The organism is Streptomyces sp. MBT53 (assembly GCF_016654115.1).
Classification (GTDB): domain Bacteria; phylum Actinomycetota; class Actinomycetes; order Streptomycetales; family Streptomycetaceae; genus Streptomyces.
In genome coordinates, this window is sequence record NZ_JAEQAZ010000152.1 from 1 (window position 1) to 21,006 (window position 21,006).

General features: G+C 69.6%; 18 protein-coding genes and 1 pseudogene. 14 read left to right on the forward strand and 5 right to left on the reverse strand.

What is annotated here, in order from left to right; all coding sequences use genetic code 11:
- The first annotated feature begins 134 nt into the window (after positions 1-134).
- Together JHN45_RS37980 and mycP are read left to right on the forward strand one after the other, a co-directional pair.
- Positions 135-1,007 carry a hypothetical protein gene (locus JHN45_RS37980; RefSeq protein WP_200714446.1) on the forward strand — a complete coding sequence of 291 codons (873 nt, stop codon included), beginning with the start codon at positions 135-137 and terminating at the stop codon, positions 1,005-1,007.
- On the forward strand, positions 1,004-2,179 hold the full coding sequence (gene mycP, locus JHN45_RS37985) for a type VII secretion-associated serine protease mycosin (RefSeq protein ID WP_200714447.1): 1,176 nt from the start codon (positions 1,004-1,006) through the stop codon (positions 2,177-2,179). Before JHN45_RS37980 ends, mycP begins: the two co-directional genes overlap by 4 nt.
- A gap of 12 nt (positions 2,180-2,191) precedes the next feature.
- On the opposite strand, the gene JHN45_RS37990 is transcribed toward mycP, so the two are convergent.
- Positions 2,192-3,190, reverse strand: coding sequence for a serine hydrolase (locus JHN45_RS37990; protein ID WP_201054150.1), 999 nt, complete (start codon positions 3,188-3,190; stop codon positions 2,192-2,194).
- Between the two features lie 150 nt (positions 3,191-3,340).
- Here JHN45_RS37990 and JHN45_RS37995 point away from each other — a divergent pair, with 150 nt between their 5' ends.
- Positions 3,341-4,075, forward strand: coding sequence for an SseB family protein (locus tag JHN45_RS37995; protein ID WP_201054151.1), 735 nt, complete (start codon positions 3,341-3,343; stop codon positions 4,073-4,075).
- A 4-nt stretch (positions 4,076-4,079) separates the two neighbouring features.
- Here the strand turns inward: JHN45_RS37995 and JHN45_RS38000 are convergent, their stop codons facing one another.
- Positions 4,080-4,451: a DUF1844 domain-containing protein gene (locus JHN45_RS38000; protein WP_200714450.1), complete on the reverse strand. Its 372-nt coding sequence runs from the start codon at positions 4,449-4,451 to the stop codon at positions 4,080-4,082.
- Between the two features lie 339 nt (positions 4,452-4,790).
- Between JHN45_RS38000 and infC the strand changes: the two are divergent.
- From infC to JHN45_RS38050, 10 genes and pseudogenes are all read left to right on the forward strand, one after another.
- Positions 4,791-5,541 (forward strand): annotated as a pseudogene (gene infC / locus JHN45_RS38005) (translation initiation factor IF-3).
- A 108-nt stretch (positions 5,542-5,649) separates the two neighbouring features.
- Positions 5,650-5,844: a 50S ribosomal protein L35 gene (rpmI, locus tag JHN45_RS38010; RefSeq protein WP_019065473.1), complete on the forward strand. Its 195-nt coding sequence runs from the start codon at positions 5,650-5,652 to the stop codon at positions 5,842-5,844.
- Between the two features lie 112 nt (positions 5,845-5,956).
- Entirely contained in the window at positions 5,957-6,340 is a 384-nt protein-coding gene (gene rplT, locus JHN45_RS38015; RefSeq protein WP_019066261.1) for a 50S ribosomal protein L20, read from the forward strand.
- 166 nt (positions 6,341-6,506) lie between these two features.
- The gene (locus JHN45_RS38020; protein WP_200714451.1) at positions 6,507-7,355 is read left to right on the forward strand and encodes an RNA methyltransferase; all 849 of its coding nucleotides are present in this window, start codon (positions 6,507-6,509) and stop codon (positions 7,353-7,355) included.
- Between the two features lie 56 nt (positions 7,356-7,411).
- Positions 7,412-8,548 (forward strand): ATP-binding protein, encoded by a 1,137-nt coding sequence (locus JHN45_RS38025; RefSeq protein WP_200714452.1) that lies wholly within the window; start codon positions 7,412-7,414, stop codon positions 8,546-8,548.
- Between the two features lie 155 nt (positions 8,549-8,703).
- On the forward strand, positions 8,704-9,831 hold the full coding sequence (pheS, locus tag JHN45_RS38030; RefSeq protein WP_200714453.1) for a phenylalanine--tRNA ligase subunit alpha: 1,128 nt from the start codon (positions 8,704-8,706) through the stop codon (positions 9,829-9,831).
- Positions 9,831-12,335 carry a phenylalanine--tRNA ligase subunit beta gene (gene pheT / locus JHN45_RS38035; protein WP_201054152.1) on the forward strand — a complete coding sequence of 835 codons (2,505 nt, stop codon included), beginning with the start codon at positions 9,831-9,833 and terminating at the stop codon, positions 12,333-12,335. The genes pheS and pheT overlap by 1 nt, the downstream gene beginning before the upstream one ends.
- Before the next feature lie 192 nt (positions 12,336-12,527).
- A complete protein-coding gene (locus JHN45_RS38040) occupies positions 12,528-13,682 on the forward strand; it encodes a PP2C family protein-serine/threonine phosphatase (protein WP_374195665.1) in 1,155 nt (384 codons plus the stop codon).
- Between the two features lie 198 nt (positions 13,683-13,880).
- The gene (locus JHN45_RS38045) at positions 13,881-15,221 is read left to right on the forward strand and encodes a transcriptional regulator (protein WP_200714455.1); all 1,341 of its coding nucleotides are present in this window, start codon (positions 13,881-13,883) and stop codon (positions 15,219-15,221) included.
- 69 nt (positions 15,222-15,290) lie between these two features.
- Positions 15,291-15,860 carry an NUDIX hydrolase gene (locus tag JHN45_RS38050; RefSeq protein ID WP_200714456.1) on the forward strand — a complete coding sequence of 190 codons (570 nt, stop codon included), beginning with the start codon at positions 15,291-15,293 and terminating at the stop codon, positions 15,858-15,860.
- On the opposite strand, the gene JHN45_RS38055 is transcribed toward JHN45_RS38050, so the two are convergent.
- Together JHN45_RS38055 and JHN45_RS38060 are read right to left on the reverse strand one after the other, a co-directional pair.
- Complete coding sequence (locus JHN45_RS38055; protein WP_200714457.1) at positions 15,857-16,114, reverse strand: hypothetical protein; 258 nt, start codon at positions 16,112-16,114, stop codon at positions 15,857-15,859. The two genes, JHN45_RS38050 and JHN45_RS38055, sit on opposite strands and share 4 nt — an antisense overlap.
- A 206-nt stretch (positions 16,115-16,320) precedes the next feature.
- Positions 16,321-17,181, reverse strand: a complete 861-nt coding sequence (locus JHN45_RS38060; protein WP_201054153.1) for a 3-hydroxybutyryl-CoA dehydrogenase — start codon at positions 17,179-17,181, stop codon at positions 16,321-16,323.
- A 170-nt stretch (positions 17,182-17,351) separates the two neighbouring features.
- Between JHN45_RS38060 and JHN45_RS38065 the strand changes: the two genes are divergently transcribed.
- Positions 17,352-18,608 carry a glycoside hydrolase family 10 protein gene (locus tag JHN45_RS38065; RefSeq protein WP_201054154.1) on the forward strand — a complete coding sequence of 419 codons (1,257 nt, stop codon included), beginning with the start codon at positions 17,352-17,354 and terminating at the stop codon, positions 18,606-18,608.
- A 252-nt stretch (positions 18,609-18,860) separates the two neighbouring features.
- On the opposite strand, the gene JHN45_RS38070 is transcribed toward JHN45_RS38065, so the two are convergent.
- A complete protein-coding gene (locus JHN45_RS38070) occupies positions 18,861-20,015 on the reverse strand; it encodes a helix-turn-helix domain-containing protein (RefSeq protein WP_201054155.1) in 1,155 nt (384 codons plus the stop codon).
- Positions 20,016-21,006: the final 991 nt, after the last annotated feature.

The window sequence follows — 21,006 nt, forward strand, 5'->3', positions numbered from 1 at the left end:
GCGCCTGGTCGCCCGCCGCCCCCGGCCCGCCCCTCCGCCCCGCGTCCGAAATGCCGCGGCCCGGGGTCAACTCCGGTCCCGATCCCGCCTTTTCCTGGAGCGCCCCGGTAACTCCCGCCGGAGGACGGCCGGTTGTGACGTTCGGGGAGCCCGAGGGGTACGACGAGCGGGCGCGGCCACGGCCGTTGGGGTCGCGGATACGGTCCCGTACCGCCGCTGTCGCCGCCTGTGTCGTGCTCGGTCTCGGTCTCATCGGCGGTGCGGTGACCGGGAGTTGGCTCACCGGAGACGACGGGGGCGACGACAGTGCGAGCACCTTCGCCGCCGCCGGTCAGCTGTGGCACAGCGTGCCCGTCGACCAGCTCTTCCCGCCCACCGTGCAGGGCCAGGGCGCGGGCCCCGGCGGCGCCGACCGCACCTGGACCCGGATCGCCGTGGCCCCGGACACCGGTTGTACGGGCGCCTTCGACCCGCTGCTGAGCAAGGTGCTCGCCCCGGTCGGCTGCCAACGGCTCCTGCGCGCCACCTACACCGACGCCACCCAGAGCTATGTCACGACGGTCGGCCTCCTCTTCACCCGGGCCGACATCGCCGCGATGACCTCGCTGTCCAACCGGTTCAAGAACGAGAAGCTCGGCGACCGGACCGACCTCCTGCCCCGCCCGTACGCCGCGAAGGGCACCGTCGCCGCCGCCTTCGGCGACAAACAGCGGGCCTCCTGGACCGTCTCCGTCCTCACCGACGCGCCCGTCGTCGTCTACGCCGTCTCCGGCTGGGCGGACGGCCGCACCGTCGCCGCACCCGAACCCGCCGATGAGGCCGTCACCTCCGGCTCCACCACGGCCCCCTCGCAGTCGGGGCTCGGCAACGAGGCGGAGGGGCTCGCCGACCGGGTCGAGCGGAGCCTGCGCAAGACCGTCGACTCACCCTCCGAGACCTCGGCCTCAGAGACGTCGAAAACGTCCAAGACCGCGCCGACCTCGCAGGCCTCGGAGGGGAACCAATGAGCGTCACGTCCCGCCGGGCCGGGCTGGTGAGCGTCCTCCTGGCCGCCTCCCTCGCCCTGGTCCCGTCCACCGTCGCGCACGCCGACGGCATACGTGCCCAGGAGTGGGCCCTGGACGCCATGAACACCCAGGAGATCTGGGGGACCACCAAGGGCAGGGGCATCACCGTCGCCGTCCTCGACACCGGCGTGGAGGCCGACCACCCCGACCTCGTCGGCAACGTCCTCACCGGCAAGGACATGGTCGGTTTCGGGGCGAAGCCGGGCGACCGGGCCTGGGCCCGGCACGGCACCGCCATGGCCGGCATCATCGCCGGGCACGGACACGGCCCCGGCGATGAAGACGGCGTCATGGGTGTCGCCCCTGAGGCGAAGATCCTGCCCGTCCGCGTGATCCTCGAAGACGGCGACTCCGCGCGCAGCAAGGCCCGTACCACCCGGGGCAACGCCCTTGCGGACGGCATCCGTTGGGCCGCCGACCACGGCGCCGACGTCATCAACCTCTCCCTCGGCGACGACTCCGCGTCCGCGCACCCCGAGCCCGCCGAGGACGAGGCCGTGCAGTACGCACTGAAGAAGGGCGTCGCCGTCGTCGCCTCCGCGGGCAACGGCGGCGAGAAGGGCGACCATGTCTCCTACCCGGCCGCCTACCCGGGGGTGATCGCCGCGACCGCCGTGGACCGCTACGGCACCCGCGCCTCCTTCTCCACCCGCCGCTGGTACGCCACGGTCAGCGCGCCCGGTGTGAACGTCGTCATCGCCGACCCCGACCACAAGTACTACGAGGGCTGGGGCACCAGCGCCGCGTCCGCCTTCGTGTCGGGCGCGGTGGCACTCCTCAAGGCGGCCCACCCGGGGCTGACCCCGGCCCAGATCAAGAAGCTCCTCGAGGACACCGCCCGCAACCCCCCGGCCGGCGGCCGTGACGACTCCCGGGGCTTCGGCTTCATCGACCCCGCCGCCGCGATCAAGGCCGCCGCCGCCCTCAAGCCGACGAGCCTGCACGCCGCCGCCTACGGCAAGAAGTACTTCGGCGCGGGACCCGACCCCGCCAAGACCGACAGCCGTACGTCCGACTGGGCGGGCCCCCTCGCGGGCGGCGCCGGCGGAGTCCTGCTCGTCGCGGCGGTCGTCCTGTGGCGCGGCCGGCGCAGACGGCCCGCGGGGTTCTAGAGCCCGCGGGCGTCAGTCGGTGGCCGACGCGGAGGCCGACGTAGCGGAGCCGGAGTCCGCGAACGCCGCGACCCCCGCCTTCGCCGCCGCCTCGATCAGCGTGATGCCCTTGTTCTGCGTCGTGCTGCCCTTGGACAGCACCGCGATCAGGTACTCGTGCCCGTCCGCCGCCGTCACCCGCCCGATGCTGTTGACGTCCCACAGCCCGGTCGTGCTCCGGGCCAGCCAGCCGTTCTTCAGCCGCCACTGGGAGCCGTCGGCCGCCGCCGACACCCCCCACTGCTGATCGGCCTCTATCTTCCCCATCAGCCCCTGGATGTACGACTTCGAGGCCGAGCTGAGCTTGGAGTCGTCCCCGAACACCTGCTGGAGCAGGGTGAGTTGATCCGCGGCCGTGGTCTGGGTCAGCCCCCAGAGCGGGCCGTCGCCGCCCTCGGTGCCGGTCAGTCCGAAGGTCTTGTTGGCCGCGTCGAGCCCGTCCGCGGTGCCGATGATGTTCCACAGCGCCGTCGCGGAGTCGTTGTCGCTGTTCTCGATCATCGTGGTGGCGTACGACTTCTCGGTCGCGGTCAGTTGCCGCCCCGCGTCCTGCGCCTGCAGCAGCAGTGCCGCCAGGATGTCGACCTTGACGATGCTCGCCGTGTCGTAGGCCGTGCTGCCGTACGTGGCGCTCTCTCCGGAGTCCACGTCGAGCACGGCGACCGACACCTTCTGGTCGCCGGCCGGGGTCACCGCCTTCATGGCCTTGGCCAGCAGCGCGTCGTAGTCCACCGCCGGCTGTGTCACCGGTTCCACCGTCGCCTCCCCGCTGCCCGATGCCGACGCCGATGCCGAGGCGGACGGCGTCGCGGCCGACGATACGGGGCCGGAGTGCGCCTGTGCCTTCACGTACACGGTTCCGGCCGCCGTACCGCCCACGATCGCCACGGTGGCGAGGGCGGTGTAGAGGAGCGGACGGCGCCGGGAGGGACGCGCGCGGTGGTTTCGGCGGGCGGCTCTGGAAGACTCCATGCCCGCGATGGTGGAGGCGGCGACTGTGCGAACCGTGAGACGAAAGTTAGATGTCTGTCAACGGTTTCTGAGAAACGTGTGAAACCTGTGTCTCCTGCGTTTCGGGACCCGCACAAGCCCAGCAGGATCCCCCCGATAGGGTCGGTCACCGTGGCGAACAAGAACATTCTCGACTCCGGCTACTCCGACGACGACGGCTCGGCCGATCCCGCACTGAGCGCGGCGCTCGCCGCCTGGGCCGAGGACCGCAGCGCCGTCGATCCGGTCCTGGCGGCCCTCAAGGGCGCCCGGCTGCTCGTGCCCGTGGTGGCCGTGCTCGGCGAGGTCGAGGTGGACGAGAACGGGCTGCGCCGCGAGAAGACCAGCGACATGGCGGTACCCACCCTGAAGGCCGGCGGTCGCACCGCGCTGCCCGCCTTCACCTCCAGCGACTCGCTGGCCCGCTGGGACCCGGCGGCGCGACCCGTGGCCGTACCGCTGCACCAGGCTTTGCAGGCCGCCGTGCACGAGAAGGCGGACACGATCGTGCTGGACATGTCGGGGCCGGTGTCCTTCGAGCTGTCGGGGCCCGCGCTGCTGGCCCTCGCCGAGGGGCGTACCAGCGTGGACCCGCTCACCGATCCGGCGGTCGCGGAGGCGGTTCGCTCCGCGCTCGGCCACATGCGGGGGGTGCTCCGCGCCTACCTCGGCCCTGGCCCGGGCGACGGCACCCTCGCCCTGGTCTTCGAGCCGGCCATACCGCACGCCGCAGGCATCCACGGGGTGGCACGCTGGCTGGCCGCCGAGGAAACGCTGAGGGCCCGCCTGGTGCACGGCCTCGACCTGGCGGTTCTGCCGGCCGGGGCGACGCCTCCGGGCGAGCCCTTCTACGTACGGGTGGGATGAGGTTCTAGCCGTAGACCGGGCCCGTGTACTTCTCGCCCGGTCCCTGGCCCGGCTCGTCGCGGACGAGGGACGCCTCGCGGAACGCCAGCTGGAGCGACTTCAGACCGTCACGCAGCGGGGCCGCGTGGAAGGAGCTGATCTCGGTCGTGCTCGCGTCGAGGAGCCCGGCCAGGGCGGTGACCAGCTTGCGGGCCTCGTCCAGGTCCTTGTACTTGTCGCCCTCGTCGGTCAGACCGAGCTTCACGGCGGCGGCGCTCATCAGGTTGACGGCGACCGTCACGATCACCTCGACCGCCGGGACCTCCGCGATGTCGCGGGTCAGGGCGTCGAAGTCGGGGGAGTCGGGGTTCGCGGACTCGGGGGGCGTGTCACTCATGCCCCACACGATAGGGCCCGGTGTACGGCGGTTCGCACCACCCCCGGGTAGCTGCTAACCTTGTGTGATGACCGGCCAGGCACTGGTGTGCCCGGCCAACAAGTGGAGGCTCCGATCTCCCACCTGACTGTCCTCACGGACGGCGGGTCACCCCCGGTCAGGCGGTCGCCATCGTTCCGTACGGACGATGGAGTCGCCCGAAAGCGCGCCCCGCGATCATCGCGGCGGTGCTCCGGCAGTGTTTTGGAGCCCCGTCTTGTGATCGTCCGGGGCATTTTTCATGTTCCGGCGCGGTTGGGTCTGTCTAACAGAGACAACGCGGCCGTCCGCCAGATGGCCGTGTGGTGCTAACCGAGGAGGATCCATCAGCACCGAGCCCCGTATCAACGACCGGATTCGCGTTCCCGAGGTTCGACTTGTCGGCCCGAGCGGCGAACAGGTCGGGATTGTTCCGCTTGCCAAGGCCCTGGAGCTGGCGCAGGAGTACGACCTCGACCTGGTCGAGGTGGCGGCGAACGCACGTCCGCCGGTCTGCAAGCTCATGGACTACGGGAAGTTCAAGTACGAGTCGGCCATGAAGGCCCGTGAGGCGCGCAAGAACCAGGCGCACACGGTCATCAAGGAGATGAAGCTCCGGCCGAAGATCGACCCGCACGACTACGACACCAAAAAGGGTCACGTCGTCCGGTTCCTCAAGCAGGGCGACAAGGTCAAGATCACGATCATGTTCCGTGGTCGCGAGCAGTCCCGGCCCGAGCTGGGCTACCGACTGCTGCAGCGGCTCGCCACGGACGTCGAGGACCTCGGGTTCATCGAGTCGAACCCGAAGCAGGACGGCCGAAACATGATCATGGTGCTCGGCCCGCACAAGAAGAAGACCGAGGCGATGGCCGAGGCCCGTGAGGCCCAGGCGGCCCGCAAGGCGGAGGCGAAGGCCAACCCTGGCAAGTCGCAGAACGCCGCGGAGTCCGACTTCGAAGGTGAAGACATCGAAGGCGAGGTCATCGGGGACGAGGACATCGCCGACGACGTCGCCGCCGCCGAGGTCGAGACCGTCGAGGCCCCGGCCGAGGCTCGCGCCGACGCCTGATCCCAGGACGCCAGTCCAGGGACGTAACCGAAACAAGAGCGACGCTCCACCTGTGCCCGGTTTCACGACCGGGCACCGGAGCGCCACCGACGAGGAGATAACGGCGCTATGCCGAAGAACAAGTCGCACAGCGGTGCCAGTAAGCGCTTCAAGATCACCGGCTCCGGCAAGGTGCTCCGCGAGCGCGCCGGCAAGCGCCACCTGCTTGAGCACAAGTCGTCCCGTGTGACGCGTCGCCTCACCGGCAACGCCGAGATGGCCCCGGGCGACGCCAAGAAGATCAAGAAGCTTCTCGGCAAGTGACGTACGCGGCGCGTGATCAATAGATCTTTTCGCGCCGTACGTCTGGACCGGGACCCCATCGATTCCGGGCCGTGTGAGTCCAACCACGGCCCCGCTACAAGGAGTTAAACAAGTGGCACGCGTCAAGCGGGCAGTCAACGCCCACAAGAAGCGCCGGGCGATTCTCGAAGCCGCCTCCGGCTACCGCGGTCAGCGTTCGCGCCTGTACCGCAAGGCCAAGGAGCAGGTCACCCACTCGCTGGTCTACAACTACAACGACCGCAAGAAGCGCAAGGGCGACTTCCGTCGGCTGTGGATCCAGCGCATCAACGCGGCTGCCCGCGCCAACGGCATCACCTACAACCGCTTCATCCAGGGTCTGAACGCGGCCAACATCGAGGTCGACCGCAAGATCCTCGCGGAGCTGGCTGTCAACGACGCCGGTGCGTTCGCCGCGCTGGTCGAGGTTGCGCAGAAGGCGCTGCCCAGCGATGTGAACGCGCCTAAGGCCGCGTGACGCTGGCTTTTGCCGTGAGTTGAAGGACCCGCAGGTTTTCAGGCCTGCGGGTTCTTTGGTGTCAGCTCCGGTAGTTGTTCGGGTGCGGGCCGGTGGGGGCTGGTCGCGCAGTTCCCCGCGCCCCTGAAAATCCCGGGCGCCCCTAGATTTGAAGGTGAAGTAGCGAATGTCCCCGAACGGTCCCGAGCTCATTTCTCCCCGTTCCTCTCGTGTTGCCGCCGCCCGGCGGCTCGCGCGGCGGAACTTCCGGAGCAAGGAGCGGCTGTTCCTGGCCGAGGGGCCGCAGGCTGTGCGGGAGGCCGCCGGGTTCAAGGACACGCTCGTCGAGCTGTTCGCGACCGTTGAAGCCGCGGAGCGGTATGCCGACATCGTCGGCGAGGCCCGTGACGCCGGGGCCCGGGTGCATCTCGCCGACGAGCAGGTCATCGCCGACATCTCGACCACCGTCACCCCGCAGGGGCTCGTCGGGGTCTGTCGATTCATCGACACCCCCTTCGAGGAGATCCTGCGGGCGCGGCCCAAGCTCGTCGCAGTCCTCGCCAACGTGCGGGATCCCGGGAACGCCGGCACCGTCCTGCGGTGTGCCGATGCCGCCGGTGCCGAGGCCGTCGTACTGACCGATGCTTCTGTCGATCTCTACAACCCCAAGGCCGTACGGGCCTCTGTGGGGTCCCTGTTCCATCTGCCCGTCGCCGTCGGGGTGCCCGTCGAGCAGGCCGTGGCCGGGCTCAAGGAGATCGGGGTGCGGATCCTCGCCGCCGACGGGGCCGGGACCGACGACCTCGACGACGAGCTGGACCAGGGGACCATGGGCGGGCCCACCGCCTGGGTGTTCGGGAACGAGGCCTGGGGGCTTCCGGAGGAGACCCGCGCACTCGCGGACGCCGTCGTGCGGGTTCCGATCCACGGGAAGGCCGAGAGCCTGAACCTGGCCACCGCCGCCGCCGTATGTCTGTATGCGTCCGCGCGTGCACAGCGCGGCTCCGGAGGGTGCCGCTCCGTCACCGACAGCTAGTAGGGTGACCAGCTCGGGGGCCACCTGCGCCGTATGAGAAGAGGTGGGGTACGGGGATGACTGTCGGCACGAGCAGCGCGCCGGGAGCACGGGGCGTGCCCCGGCCGTCCGCGGCCCGGCACGACGACCTCACCGGCCTCGGTATCGACCCCGACGAACTGGCCGACGGCCTGGTCGTCGCCGACGAGCACGGCCGTGTCGTCTGCTTCAACGCCGCCGCCGAGCGCATCACCTCCGTCCGTGCCGCCGACGCCCTCGGACAGCGGCTGGAGAAGGCCCTCCCCTTAGAGGACCTGGAGGGCCGCCGCTGGTGGCAACTGACCGACCCCTACGGTGGGTTGGCCATCCGGGTACGGCAGCCGGAGCGGAATCTGCTGTTGCCGGGCGGGCACGAGGTTCTTGTCACCGCGCGCTATGTCCGTGCGGAACCGCTCGGTCCGGTGCGCCGTGTCGTCGTCTCGCTGCGGGACACCGAGGCCCGCCGCCGCACCGAGCGCAGTCACGCCGAGCTGATCGCGACCGTCGCCCACGAACTGCGCTCCCCGCTCACCTCCGTCAAGGGCTTCACCGCGACCCTGCTCGCCAAGTGGGAACGCTTCACCGACGACCAGAAGCGGCTCATGCTGGAGACCGTCGACGCCGACGCCAACCGCGTCACCCGGCTCATCGCCGAGCTGCTCGACATCTCCCGCATCGACTCCGGGCGGCTCGAACTGCGCCGCCAGCCCGTCGACATAGGCGCGGCCGTCGGCCGTCACATCCAGGCGTACGTCGCCGCCGGGCAGCCCGCCGACCGGTTCATGCTCCGCGTCGAACAGCCGCTGCCCGACCTGTGGGCCGACCCCGACAAGGTCGACCAGGTGCTGAGCAACCTGCTGGAAAATGCGGTGCGCCACGGCGAGGGAACGGTCACTATCGACGTCACGGCTTCGGCGTCCCCACGTGAGGGGGAGGAGACCGGCACCTCGGTGACGGTCAGCGACGAGGGCCCAGGCATCCCGGAGGAGTCCATGAACCGCGTCTTCACCCGCTTCTGGCGGGGCAGCAAGCGCGGCGGCACCGGTCTTGGGCTGTACATCGTCAAGGGCATCGTCGAAGCCCACGGCGGCACCATCACGGTCGGCCGCGCCCCCGGCGGCGGCGCCGAGTTCCGATTTATGTTGCCCGTGGGCACCCCGGCGTATCTCCAGTAGCGCCGACCGAGGACCCACGGGCGCGTCCGCACACTTCACCCCCGTTAGACTCGGCTTTTGGCACCTTTGCGTCCCCGTTTCAGGGACGCCGACGCGTCCCCCGAGTCGAGTCGGGACGGGGACCATCCGCCAGCCAACCGGAAGCACGGGAAGAGATGTCGGCACCGAATAAGTCGTACGACCCTGTAGAGGTCGAGGCCTTGAAACCGGAAGAGATCGAGCGCATGCGGGACGAGGCGCTCGCCGCCTTCGCCGCCGCCGGTGATCTCGACGCGCTCCAGGAGGCCAAGGTCGCCCACACCGGCGGCACCTCCCCGCTCGCCCTCGCCAACCGCGAGATCGGCGCGCTGCCCCCGCAGGCCAAGGCCGCGGCAGGCAAGCTCGTCGGGCAGGCCCGGGGCGCCGTCAACAAGGCCCTCGCCGCCCGCCAGACCGAGCTGGAGGCCGACCGCGACGCCCGCGTCCTGGTCGAGGAGGCGGTGGACGTCACGCTGCCGTACGACCGCGTACCGGCCGGCGCCCGGCACCCGCTGACCACGTTCATGGAGCGGGTCGCGGACGTCTTCGTGTCCATGGGGTACGAGATCGCGGAGGGCCCCGAGGTCGAGGCGGAGTGGTTCAACTTCGACGCCCTGAACTTCACCCCGGACCACCCGGCCCGGCAGATGCAGGACACCTTCTTCGTCCAGGGCCCCAAGGGGACCGAGGGCGACGAGTCCGGTGTCGTACTGCGGACGCACACCTCGCCCGTGCAGGCCCGCGCCATGCTGGACCGCGAGCCGCCGGTCTACATCGTGTGCCCCGGCCGCGTGTACCGCACGGACGAACTGGACGCCACGCACACCCCGGTCTTCCACCAGATCGAGCTCCTCGCCATCGACGAGGGCCTCACCATGGCCGACCTCAAGGGCACCCTCGACCACATGGTCCAGGCGCTCTTCGGCGCGGAGATGAAGACCCGGCTGCGGCCGAACTACTTCCCCTTCACCGAGCCGTCCGCCGAGATGGACATGCTCTGCTACGTCTGCAAGGGCGAGTCCGTCGGCAACCCCGACCGCCCCTGCCGCACCTGCTCCTCCGAGGGCTGGATCGAGCTGGGCGGCTGCGGCATGGTCAACCCGCGCGTCCTCGTGGCCTGCGGGGTGGACCCGGAGAAGTACAGCGGATTCGCCTTCGGGTTCGGCATCGAGCGGATGCTGATGTTCCGCCACAACGTCGAAGACATGCGAGACATGGTCGAGGGCGACGTCCGGTTCACCCGGCCGTTCGGGATGGAGATCTGATGCGCGTCCCGCTTTCTTGGCTGCGGGAGTACGTCGACCTGCCGGCGACGGAGACCGGCCGCGACGTCCAGGCCAAGCTCATTTCCGTCGGCCTCGAGGTGGAGACCGTCGAGCAGTTGGGCGACGGAATCAAGGGCCCCCTCGTCGTCGGCAAGGTCCTCACCATCGAGGAGCTGGAGGGCTTCAAGAAGCCCATCCGCTTCTGCACGGTCGACGTCGGTCAGGCCAACGGCACCGGCGAGCCCCAGGAGATCGTCTGCGGCGCCCGCAACTTCGCCGTCGGCGACAAGGTCGTCGTGGTCCTCCCGGGTGCCGTCCTGCCGGGCGACTTCGCGATCGCCGCCCGCAAGACGTACGGCAAGACCTCGCACGGCATGATCTGCTCCGGCGACGAGCTGGGCATGGGCGACGACGGCTCGCACGGCATCATCGTGCTGCCGCCCGAGCACGAGGTCGGCACCGACGCGATCGAGCTGCTCCAGCTCGTCGACGAGGTTCTCGACATCGCGGTCACGCCCGACCGCGGCTACGCCCTGTCGATCCGCGGCGTCGCCCGCGAGACGGCCATCGCCTACGGCCTTCCGCTGAGCGACCCGGCCCTGCTCGACGTACCCGGCCCGAACGCCTTCGGCTACCCGGTGCGGGTCGCCGACCCGATGGGCTGCGACCGCTTCACCGCCCGCACGGTGACCGGCCTCGACCCGGAGGCCCGCTCCCCGCTCTGGCTGACCCGCCGTCTCCAGAAGGCGGGCATGCGCCCGATCTCGCTCGCCGTCGACATCACCAACTACGTGATGCTGGAGCTGGGCCAGCCCCTGCACGCCTACGACCGTTCCCGCGTCCAGGGTCCGATCGGTGTGCGCCGGGCCGAGCAGGGCGAGAAGCTCGTCACGCTTGACGGTGTCACGCGCACGCTGGACGCCGAGGATCTGGTGATCACCGACGACCGCGGTCCGATCGGCCTCGCGGGCGTCATGGGCGGTGCCAACACCGAGATCGACGACACCGAGAACACCACCACCGAGGTCGTCGTCGAGGCCGCCCACTTCGACGCGCTCTCCATCTCGCGCACGGCCCGCCGTCACAAGCTGGCCTCCGAGGCGTCCAAGCGCTTCGAGCGCGGCGTCGACCCGCAGGCCGCGTCGGCCGCCGCCCAGCGCACGGTCGACCTCCTGGTCCTCCTCGCGGGCGGCACGGCGGACGCGGGCGTCACCGAGGTCATCGCCCCGTCGGCACCCCACACCATCACCATTCCGGCCGACCACCCGGACAAGGTGGCGGGCGTCGACTACGGCCGCGAGACCGTCGTACGCCGACTCCAGCAGGTCGGATGCGACGTGTACGGGCAGGACGAGCTGATCGTCACCGTCCCGTCCTGGCGCCCCGACCTCACCGACCCGAACGACCTGGCCGAAGAGGTCATCCGTCTTGAGGGCTACGAGAACCTGCCCTCCACGCTCCCCAAGCCCCCCGCGGGCCGGGGCCTCACCGACCGCCAGCGGCTGCACCGCCGCGTCGGCCGCGCACTCGCGGGCGCCGGTTACGTGGAGGCGCCGAACTACCCGTTCGTCGGCGAGCACGTCTTCGACCAGTTCGGCCTGGCCGCCGACGACCCGAACCGCAAGGTCGTCAAGCTGGTCAACCCGCTCTCGGACGAGGAGCCGGCACTCCGCACGACGCTGCTGCCGGGCCTGCTGGGCGCCCTGCGCCGCAACGACGGTCGCGGTTCGCACGACCTCGCGCTCTTCGAGACCGGGCTGGTCTTCCACCCGCGCGAAGAGCTGAAGATCGCCGTACGACTCCCCGTCGACCGGCGTCCGACCGACGAGGAGATCGCCTCCCTCACCGAGGCGCTCCCCCTCCAGCCCCGGCACGCGGCCGTCGTCCTCACGGGCGCCCGCGAGCAGGCCGGCTGGTGGGGCAAGGGCCGCCCGTCCGACTGGGCCGACGCGGTCGAGTCGGCGCGGGTGCTGGCGCGTGAGGCCGGTACCGAACTCATCGTCCGCGGTGGGCAGTACGGGCCGTGGCACCCGGGCCGCTGCGCCGAACTCGCGGTCGTCGTCGAGGGCGTCGAGCAAGTCATCGGCTACGCCGGTGAGTTGCACCCCGGTGTCCTGAAGACGCTCGGGCTGCCCGCGCGCACCAGCGCGATGGAACTGGACCTGGATGTCCTGGAGTTGGCGTCGGCGGGTGTCCCCAAGGGCCCGAAGATCTCCACGTTCCCGGTCGCCACGCAGGATGTCGCCCTGGTCGTCGACGCCTCGGTCCCGCACACGGATGTCGAGGCCGCGCTGCGCGAGGGCGCGGGCGAACTGCTTGAATCCATCCGGCTGTTCGACGTCTACGACAACGCCGCGCAGCTCGGCGAGGGCAAGAAGTCCCTCGCCTACGCGCTGCGCTTCCGCGCGGCCGACCGGACGCTGACCGTCGACGAGGCGTCGGCGGCCCGGGACGCGGCGGTGGCGCTGGCGGCGGAGCGCACGGGAGCCGTACTGAGGGGCTGATCGCCGGAGGGGCCGATTCCATATCGGAACGGCCCCTACCTGCATAAATGCACCTGTCTCATGTCACCTCACTCGTTCGGGTGAGAAGTTCGGGCGATCTGGCCCGATCGGGGCATGCGGTCGACAGAATCGGACCGGCCTTTCGGGGTCGGTCCGATTGCGCTGTCGGGGCCTATTTGGGGGGCCACAGGCATGATCCGCATCAAGGCTGGGGTTCCCCGCAGGCCGCGCCCGAGGCCGCGCGCCCGCCGTCCACTGCGCCGGGCGCTCGCCCTGGGGCTGCCCAGCATGTGGGGCGCCATAGCGGTGACCTACAAACTCACCTGCCCGCTCGCCCAGCAGAACGACATGGGCGCACGCATCGTCACCAGCGCGGTGTTCTTCGCGGTCGGCACCGGTCTCATCGTCCAGGTCCGCCGCTCCCTGCTGCGCGAACTCCGCCAGATCCGCCAGATCGCGGGCGCCGCCCAGAACGCGCTGCTCCGCCCACTGCCACCCCGCCTCGACGGCCTGAACATCGCCGCCGCCCAACTGTCCGCCGAACGCGGCGCGGTGGTCGGCGGCGACCTCTACGAGGTGATCGCCACCGAGCACGGCGTCCGGGTCGTGATGGGCGACGTACGCGGCCACGGCATCGCCGCGATCGGCACGGTCGCCGCCGTCCTCGGCAGCTTCCGCGAGGCCGCCCACGACGAACCCCACCTGGAGGGCGTCCTACGCCGCCTCGACCGCGCCCTCGCCCGCCACCTGGGCGAACGCGCCCGCGCGGAACATCCTGCGTCGGGCGCCCTGGACCCCGACAGCCCGGTGGCGGAGGAGTTCGTCACGGTACTGCTGCTGGAGATCGGCAGGGACGGAGAGGTGCGTGGCCTGAACTGCGGTCACCCGTGGCCGTACCGGTTGAGTGGGACGGGTGCCGAACCGCTTTCCCGAGCGGATCCCCTTCCGCCCCTCGGCCCGTTTCCCCTGCCGGCGGCGATGCCTTTCGTCCGCTGCGGTCAATTGCTCCCGGGCGAGGCGCTGTTCTTGTACACGGACGGGGCGGAGGACGCGCGTGACGCGAGGGGCGGCTTCTTCCCGCTGGCGGATGTCTTGGCGGAGGCGACAGCCCAACGCCCGCTCCCAGCACCCCAGTCGGTCCTCGGCTCGGTCTTCACGGCCCTGCTTCGACACACGGGCGGCACCCCGACGGATGACGTCGCGTTACTGGTCCTGCGCAACGATCGCAGGCCCACACCCACACCCCCAGGGGCGCGGGGCAGTGACATCAGCGGCTCCGCCGCGGGGGCGCGACCAGCCACAACGCACCCGCACCCGACGAACTACCCACAACACAACGGCGTTTAATGGTCCCCGCAAAGCCAGGCCGCCGCACTTACGAGGGGGAGCCGGCGGCCCGGCCGGCCTCTTGCGAGGCAATCCAGTCAACCGGTTGGAAACTCTCCGCAACAGCGCGCACACACCCCGGATCCACGCACTCCGTTCACACCCCGTGTGAACCCACCCGCACTACTCTGTCCGCACCGAGTCACCGGGGGGCCATCCATGCAGCCCAACACACTCCTCGACGCGATCCTGGACGAGGCGGGCATCTCGCACGCGGGACTTGCCGCACATGTGAACCAGGCGGGCCGCGCCCGAGGCCTCGCGCTCCGGTACGAACACACCGCCGTGGCACGGTGGTTGAAGGGCCAGCGCCCCCGGGGCCAGGTCCCCGACCTGATCTGCGAGGTGCTCGCGACCCGCCTGCACCGGCCCGTCACGCTCGACGACATCGGCCTGGGCGTCCCCGGCGAACCCTCCACCCCGCACGGCACCTCACTCTCCGGCTTCGTCGAGCGGGCCACCGCCCTGTGGCGCTCCGACGAACAGCAGCGCCCGCACATCCTCGGGGCGCCCGCGGTCACCGGAACGCCCGCCGTGATGCCCGTTTGGGAGTGGGAGAACCCACCGGACGACGTGGACGTCTCGCGCGGCGGCCGGCACCGCGTGAGCATGGCCGACATCGAGATGCTGCGCGCGGCCCGCGCCCACTACGAGCAGATGTACCGCAAGGCCGGCGGCGTGGCGACCCGCACCCGCATCGTCGGCTTCCTCAACTCCGAGACCGCGCCCCTGCTGCGCGGCAGCTACACCGACGCCACCGGCCGCCAACTGCACCGCGCCACCGGCGGGTTGGTGGCCATCGCGGGCATCTGCGCCTACGACTCCGACGCGCACGGACTCGCCCAGCGCTACTTCCACCAGGCCCTGCGGCTCGCGAAGGCCAGCAACGACAGGGGACTTGGCGCGTACGTCATCGCACTGCTCGTCAACCAGTCGCTGTTCATGCGGGAGTTCCGCCAGGCCGTCGCCTTCGCGGAGGCCGCGCTGCGGGCCGCGGGCCGGCAGATCACCCCGGCGCTCGCCTCCGACCTGTACGCGATGCAGGCGAAGGCGTACGCACACCTCGGCGACGGCACGAGCGCGCTCTCCTGCATCCGGCGGGCCGAGCAGGCCGCCGAACGCATCCGGCGCGGATACGAACCCGACGAGACCGGCTATGTCCAGCCGGGCCTGGTCAACGTCCAGGTGGCGGAGGCACTGCTCAGCCTCGGCGATCTGACGGCGGCGGGGGAGCACGCCATGGCGGCCGTGGACACTCCGGCGCACGACCGGGGCCGGGTGCACCGGCTCGCCATGCTCAGCCAGATCGAACTGCGCCAGGGGAACGCCGACAAGGCGGTGGCCACGGCCGTGCAGATGGCCGAGCAGGCCAGGGGGATGGAGTCCCAGCGGCTGCGCGACAGACTCCGCGCGGTGCGCGAGTACCTGGTGCGCAGCGACTGCGCGGGTACGGCCGAGGCGGCCGAACTCATCGACGGGGCACTGCGCGTACCGCTGTAAAGGCGCCGTAGACCACACCACAGTCCCTGCTGCGATATTGCCACTTACTCGACGGAAGGTGGCAGAACCGTGCAGTGGACGAAACAGAACGAACAAACTGTGTACTCAAACCGCTGGTTCAGCGTCAATCTCGCGGATGTCGAACTACCCGACGGCCGGCACCTCGACCACTTCCTCATACGGCTGAGGCCGGTGGCGGTGGCGACGGTCGTGAACGAGGCGAACGAGGTTCTCCTCCTGTGGCGCCACCGCTTCATCACCGACAGCTGGGGGTGGGAGCTCGCGGCGGGCGTCGTCGAGGACGGCGAGGACATCGCGCGGGCCGCCGCCAGGGAACTGGAGGAAGAGACCGGCTGGCGGCCGGGGCCCCTGCACCACCTGATGAGCGTGGAACCGTCCAACGGGCTCACGGACGCCCGGCACCACATCTACTGGGCCGACGAGGGCGAGTACACCGGACACCCCGTGGACGACTTCGAATCGGACCGCCGGGAATGGGTACCGCTCAAACTCGTACCCGACATGGTCGCCCGCGGGGAGGTCCCGGCCGCCAACATGGCGGCCGCGTTACTGCTGTTGCACCATTTGAGGCTGGGTCAGGACGCCCCTCGAAGTCCCGCCCGGCGTCCAGGCGTCTAGCGTCCCAAGGCCTGCCAGACCGTCACGACAAGCGCACCCACGGCGGTCAGTGCGGCAATGGCCGGCAGCGGCCACCGCGTGTGCTCAAGGGCGACGATTCGTGCGCTCAAGTCGTCCACTTCCTTGTCGGTCTCCTCAGTGCGATGGCTGAGCAGCGCCAGCCCTCCCTCGACCCGCGCGTAGGCGACGTCGAGGCGGCGGCGTAACTCTGCGAGTTCTCCATGGACCACGGGATGCTCGGGGTCGGCGGTCACGTGTCCGCTCCTTTCCGTAGTCGGAACATCCCTTGCATGCGCATGAAGAGTCAACTCGCCTGGTGGACACCGGGGGAGAGTGTGCGAGCGGCATATGCGGGCCCGGCGCGCACACGGTGTGTGAATGCCGCGGGCCCGGCACTCCGAAGAGCGCCGGGCCCGTAACGGCCGCGACATCACGGTGAGTTGTCGCGAACGGCAACTGCTCAGCCGTAGGTGTAGAACCCCGAGCCGGACTTACGGCCCAGCCGACCCGCGTCGACCATGCGCTGGAGCAGCGGGGGAGCGGCGTACAGCGGCTCCTTGTACTCCTCGTACATCGAGTACGCGACCGAGGCGACCGTGTCCAGGCCGATCAGGTCGGACAGCTTCAGCGGGCCCATCGGGTGGGCGCAGCCCAGCTCCATGCCGTTGTCGATGTCCTCGCGGCTGGCGATGCCCGACTCGAACATCCGGATCGCGGACAGGAGATAGGGGATCAGCAGCGCGTTGACCACGAAGCCGGAGCGGTCCTGGGCGCGGATCGCGTGCTTGCCGAGCACCTTCTCGGTGAACAGCTGGGCGCGGCCGAGGGTGCCCTCGGAGGTGGTCAACGCCGGGATCAGCTCGACGAGTTGCTGCACCGGGGCCGGGTTGAAGAAGTGGATGCCGATGACCTGGTCGGGGCGCGAGGTGGTGACCGCGAGCCGGACCAGCGGGATCGAGGAGGTGTTGGAGGCGAGGATCGCGTCGGGGCGGGTCACGACCTGGTCGAGCACCTGGAAGATCTCGGTCTTCACCTGCTCGTTCTCCACGACGGCCTCGATGACGAGGTCGCGGTCGGCGAACTCGCCGAGGTCGGTGGTGAAGCTGAGCCGCGCCTGTGTCTCGGCCAGTTCCTCGGCGGAGATCTTGCCGCGTTCGGCGGCTTTGGACAGGGAGTTGAACAGCCGGGTCCGGCCGATCTCCAGGGCCTCGCCGGTGGTCTCGGCGACCTTCACGTCCAGGCCCGCTCGGGCGCACACCTCGGCGATACCGGCGCCCATCTGGCCGCAGCCGACCACTCCGACGCGCTCGATGTCGGTCACATCGTCCCCTTCGCTGCTGATGCGGGCTCTGGTAGAACCCCGTTGTCCGGAGTCTGCTCCGATCGTGCACGTTACCCGCAAGTATCGATGATCGATCGTCGGGGTCGGGCATCCTGGGGCGCGGAGACGATCCGTGACCGCACGGATCCGCAGCGTATGGGGGTGTACGGATGGGGCGATTGTCACGTCGGACGTTCGCGATGGCGGCGCTGTCCACGCTGGCCACGACAGGCAGTGCGGCGGCGGACACCGGGCGCGCGCCGGTCGCGGCCGGGCGTCCGCGCGCGGTCACCGAGATGCGGGGCGTGTGGCTGGCGACGGTGGCCAACCGCGACTGGCCCTCCCGTCCGGGTCTGACCGCCGCGCAGCAGCGCACCGAACTCATCGCCCACCTCGACACGGCGGTCCGCGACCGCCTCAACACGGTGATCTTCCAAGTCCGGCCCACCGCCGACGCGTTGTGGCCCTCGCCCTACGAACCCTGGTCGCAGTACCTGACCGGCACCCAGGGCGTCGCCCCCGGCTGGGACCCGCTGAAGACGGCCGTGGAAGAGGCGCATGTGCGGGGGCTGCAGCTGCACGCCTGGTTCAACCCGTACCGCATCGCCAACAACACCGACCTGACGAAGCTCGTCGCCTCGCACCCCGCGCGCAAGCACCCCGACTGGGTCGTGACGTACGGCGGGAAGCTCTACTACAACCCCGGGCTGCCGCAGGTCCGGCTCTTCGTCGAGAACGCGATCCTCGACGCGGTCCGCAAGTACCCCGTGGACGCGGTCCACTTCGACGACTACTTCTACCCGTACCCGGTCGCCGGCCAGACCTTCGACGACGACGCGGCCTACGACAAGTACGGCGGAGCCTTCGCCGACCGGGCCGCCTGGCGCCGCGACAACATCGACAGACTGATCCGCGAGACCGCCGCCCGCATCAAGCAGATCCGCCCGGGCACGCGCTTCGGCGTCAGCCCCTTCGGCGTGTGGCGCAACGCCGCCACCGACCCGCGCGGCTCCGACACCACGGCGGGCGTGCAGACGTACGACGATCTCTGCGCGGACACCCGGAAGTGGGTGCGCGAGGGCTGGATCGACTACATCGTCCCGCAGCTGTATTGGTTGGCACAACCTCTTGACCAGCGGGTTCCTGCGAATTATTCGGTCCTCGTACCTTGGTGGTCGGAGGTGGCGAGGGGTAGCAAGACGAAGCTCTACATCGGTGAAGCTCTGTACAAGGCGGGGGACCCGGCGCAGCCAGCGGCCTGGCAAGATCCGGGGGAACTCTCCCGTCACCTCACGCTGGCCGACGCCCATCCCGAGGTGCGCGGGCATGTGTACTTCGCCGCGAAGGAGGTGGCGGTGGACCAGATCGGCGCGATGGCTCGTCTCGTTGCCGATCACTATCAGCAGCCCGCGAAGGCTCCGCGATGACGGGCAGCCGTGGTACGGGGCTTCAAGATTCCTACGCCCTGCTCGCTGAACTTCTTGATCAGCACAGTGCGCAGGAGCAGACCCTCTTGCTTGGTGTGCTGTTCGGAGCTGAGGCGGTTCCCCGACAGCAGCGCGCAGAAGCGCAGGAGGTTACTCCGCTACCCGAGGTAGGGGCGCGGGCGACTCCCGTCAAGGTCGTTGTTCGAAAGCGAGGGTAGATCCGGCCTGAGACCCCCGGGGTGCTGGAGGGCCTCAGATGTTGATACCGGCGCGCTTTGCCAACTTGGTGAGCCGTTCGTTGCTCCGCTTGTGCTGGGTCACCAGGACTCGGGTCAGTTCCATACTGGTTGGGTGAACCGCTGCCATCTCCGGAGCGACTACCCAAGCCTTTTCCAGGCTTTCCAGGGTTCCGTCCTGATCCCCTAGCGCGAGCTGGGAACGGCCAAGGTTCATGTACAGCGGGCCGATTCGGGTTGCCGGAAGAGACATTCCGCCTCGGATCAAGTCGTCCGCAGTGTCCAGGGCTCGGCGGTGCTGGTCCATGTCCGACGCTGTGGAAATCACGTGGGTGGCCGTGTTCTCCGGTCCGAAATGGATTCCGTGCTCGACGATGTCTTCCGGGAATTCTGCGGCTGCTCGCCATGCTGCGTCGATGTGCCGGTTGGTCGTCTGCTTGTCCTTGAGGCGTCCGGCGAGAGTCAAGCCACGCAGGTGAAGAATGCCGAGAGCGTAGGCACGGTCACGACCGGTGAGCGTTGACTCGGCCTGGACAACGGCGCGATCGACGATGGTCAACCCACCCGCGAAGTCGCCAGAGTTGAGGAACGTCCCTGCGTCGTCCCGCGCGGCGACAATGGCCGCAACCGGGTCTGCTCGATCGGCTGCTACGCGTTGCTTCATGGTGGCCAACTCGGCAAGGTGCATCCACCTGTGGCGGGCAGCGAGCCAGTAGACGACTCCGTACACGTCGGCTACCAGAGTCCAGGCCCCTGGCTGTCCGGTGAAATGGGCGTGATTGGTTACCCGAGTGAGAACGTTCGGGAGCCGCAGAAGGACCTTGGACAGCTCCGTATTCCATCGAAGCTGATTCAGCTCGTCGACGTCCTGTTGCAGAGTCTCGGGATGCTCCGGCGGATCTCCGGGGATATCAAATCGCCGGATAGCCCAATCCAGCTCACTGAGGTTTCGCTCCGGAGCGCTTCCCAAGAGTTCATCGAGGGTGAGATTCATGGCATGGGCGAGGGAAGCGCCGACGCCCTGGGTGAGCGCTCGGTTTCCTACCTCGATTTTACTGAGAAGCGATACCGAAAGCCCTGCTCTACGGGCTAGGGCTACCTGGCTGAGTCCGAGTTCTCTACGGCGTGCGGCGACATTGGCGCCTGGTCCTGGTACCTGCGAAGCGCTCATACCTTGCGTCTTCCCCGCTCGGTGATGTCCTCACGACCCATGGTGGCAAAAGCCTGGGTCATCCGCTTGGGGACTGTGCAAGAAGTGTGCAAGTCGGCTGGCTGCCGCAGGCGTTGACTGATTGGGACAGGAACCCCCGCGACCGCGCGAACGGCCCGGGGGCGTGGCCGACTGGCTAGGAGCCGACATGACGAACCGTACAACGACGTCGAACGCAACGGAGGGGGGAGCCCCGGAGCGTGGGGCACTGATGTACGACCCCGTTTTACGCAAGGTTGGGGAGTACCAGGACAAGGCCGGTCCGTACGCCATGCTGCGACCGGTGGGTGGTGGCCGGGAGTGGGAGGCGGACCCTGAGCAGATCCGTCCGGCTACCGTGGAGGAGCGGCTGAGTTCGGGTGCGAAGGCGGCCAATGCGCGGGCGGAGCGTGGGTTGTGACCGAGGGTCCGGTGACCGGGTCTGAGACGTGGACGTTGACCCCGGACAGCGAGCCGGATGCGGCGGCTAGCACCTACGCGATGAAGTGCTCGACGTGTCAGGAAACGTCGGTGTGCAGTGAGGACTTCGCAGACCCCCAGAGGTGGGTGTTGGCGCACTCCACCCAGAACCCAACGCACCGCACCTTTCATGAGGTCGCTGTCCGCTCGTGGCGCACCAGGCGGTACGGGTGACGGGCCGTATTGCTCCGCGTCCTGAGCCTCCGCCTTAGCGTCTGGCTTGACCAACCTCCAGATTCCCGCCCCCGTCGGTGCAGCTGATCGAGATGTTCCCCCGCTCTCGAAAAGCCCTGGCGGGGGCGGGGCTTTGCCCTGGTAGTGGCGCGGTCTGGGCACGCCGCCGGCCGTAGAGGCTTTGGGCGGGAGCTGCCATGGGGCGAGTGAACAGGGGGCCTTACGCTCGCCAGCGGATCGGGCAGTCTCTTGGAGCCTGCCCGCGTTCAGCCCGATCGGCCCCCTGTTCTTCGAGGCTCGATCGCGTCCCGTGAAGTGG

What these genes read in the sequence shown, in the direction of transcription:
- JHN45_RS38045 (WP_200714455.1), top strand. Translation starts at nt 13,881, where the DNA reads ATGCAGCCCAACACACTCCTCGACGCGATCCTGGACGAGGCGGGCATC.
- pheT (WP_201054152.1), top strand. Translation starts at nt 9,831, where the DNA reads ATGCGCGTCCCGCTTTCTTGGCTGCGGGAGTACGTCGACCTGCCGGCG.
- JHN45_RS37990 (WP_201054150.1), bottom strand. Translation starts at nt 3,190, where the DNA reads ATGGAGTCTTCCAGAGCCGCCCGCCGAAACCACCGCGCGCGTCCCTCC.
- JHN45_RS38040 (WP_374195665.1), top strand. Translation starts at nt 12,528, where the DNA reads ATGATCCGCATCAAGGCTGGGGTTCCCCGCAGGCCGCGCCCGAGGCCG.
- JHN45_RS38020 (WP_200714451.1), top strand. Translation starts at nt 6,507, where the DNA reads ATGTCCCCGAACGGTCCCGAGCTCATTTCTCCCCGTTCCTCTCGTGTT.
- JHN45_RS38000 (WP_200714450.1), bottom strand. Translation starts at nt 4,451, where the DNA reads ATGAGTGACACGCCCCCCGAGTCCGCGAACCCCGACTCCCCCGACTTC.
- JHN45_RS38025 (WP_200714452.1), top strand. Translation starts at nt 7,412, where the DNA reads ATGACTGTCGGCACGAGCAGCGCGCCGGGAGCACGGGGCGTGCCCCGG.
- JHN45_RS38065 (WP_201054154.1), top strand. Translation starts at nt 17,352, where the DNA reads ATGGGGCGATTGTCACGTCGGACGTTCGCGATGGCGGCGCTGTCCACG.
- JHN45_RS38070 (WP_201054155.1), bottom strand. Translation starts at nt 20,015, where the DNA reads ATGAGCGCTTCGCAGGTACCAGGACCAGGCGCCAATGTCGCCGCACGC.
- pheS (WP_200714453.1), top strand. Translation starts at nt 8,704, where the DNA reads ATGTCGGCACCGAATAAGTCGTACGACCCTGTAGAGGTCGAGGCCTTG.
- mycP (WP_200714447.1), top strand. Translation starts at nt 1,004, where the DNA reads ATGAGCGTCACGTCCCGCCGGGCCGGGCTGGTGAGCGTCCTCCTGGCC.
- rpmI (WP_019065473.1), top strand. Translation starts at nt 5,650, where the DNA reads ATGCCGAAGAACAAGTCGCACAGCGGTGCCAGTAAGCGCTTCAAGATC.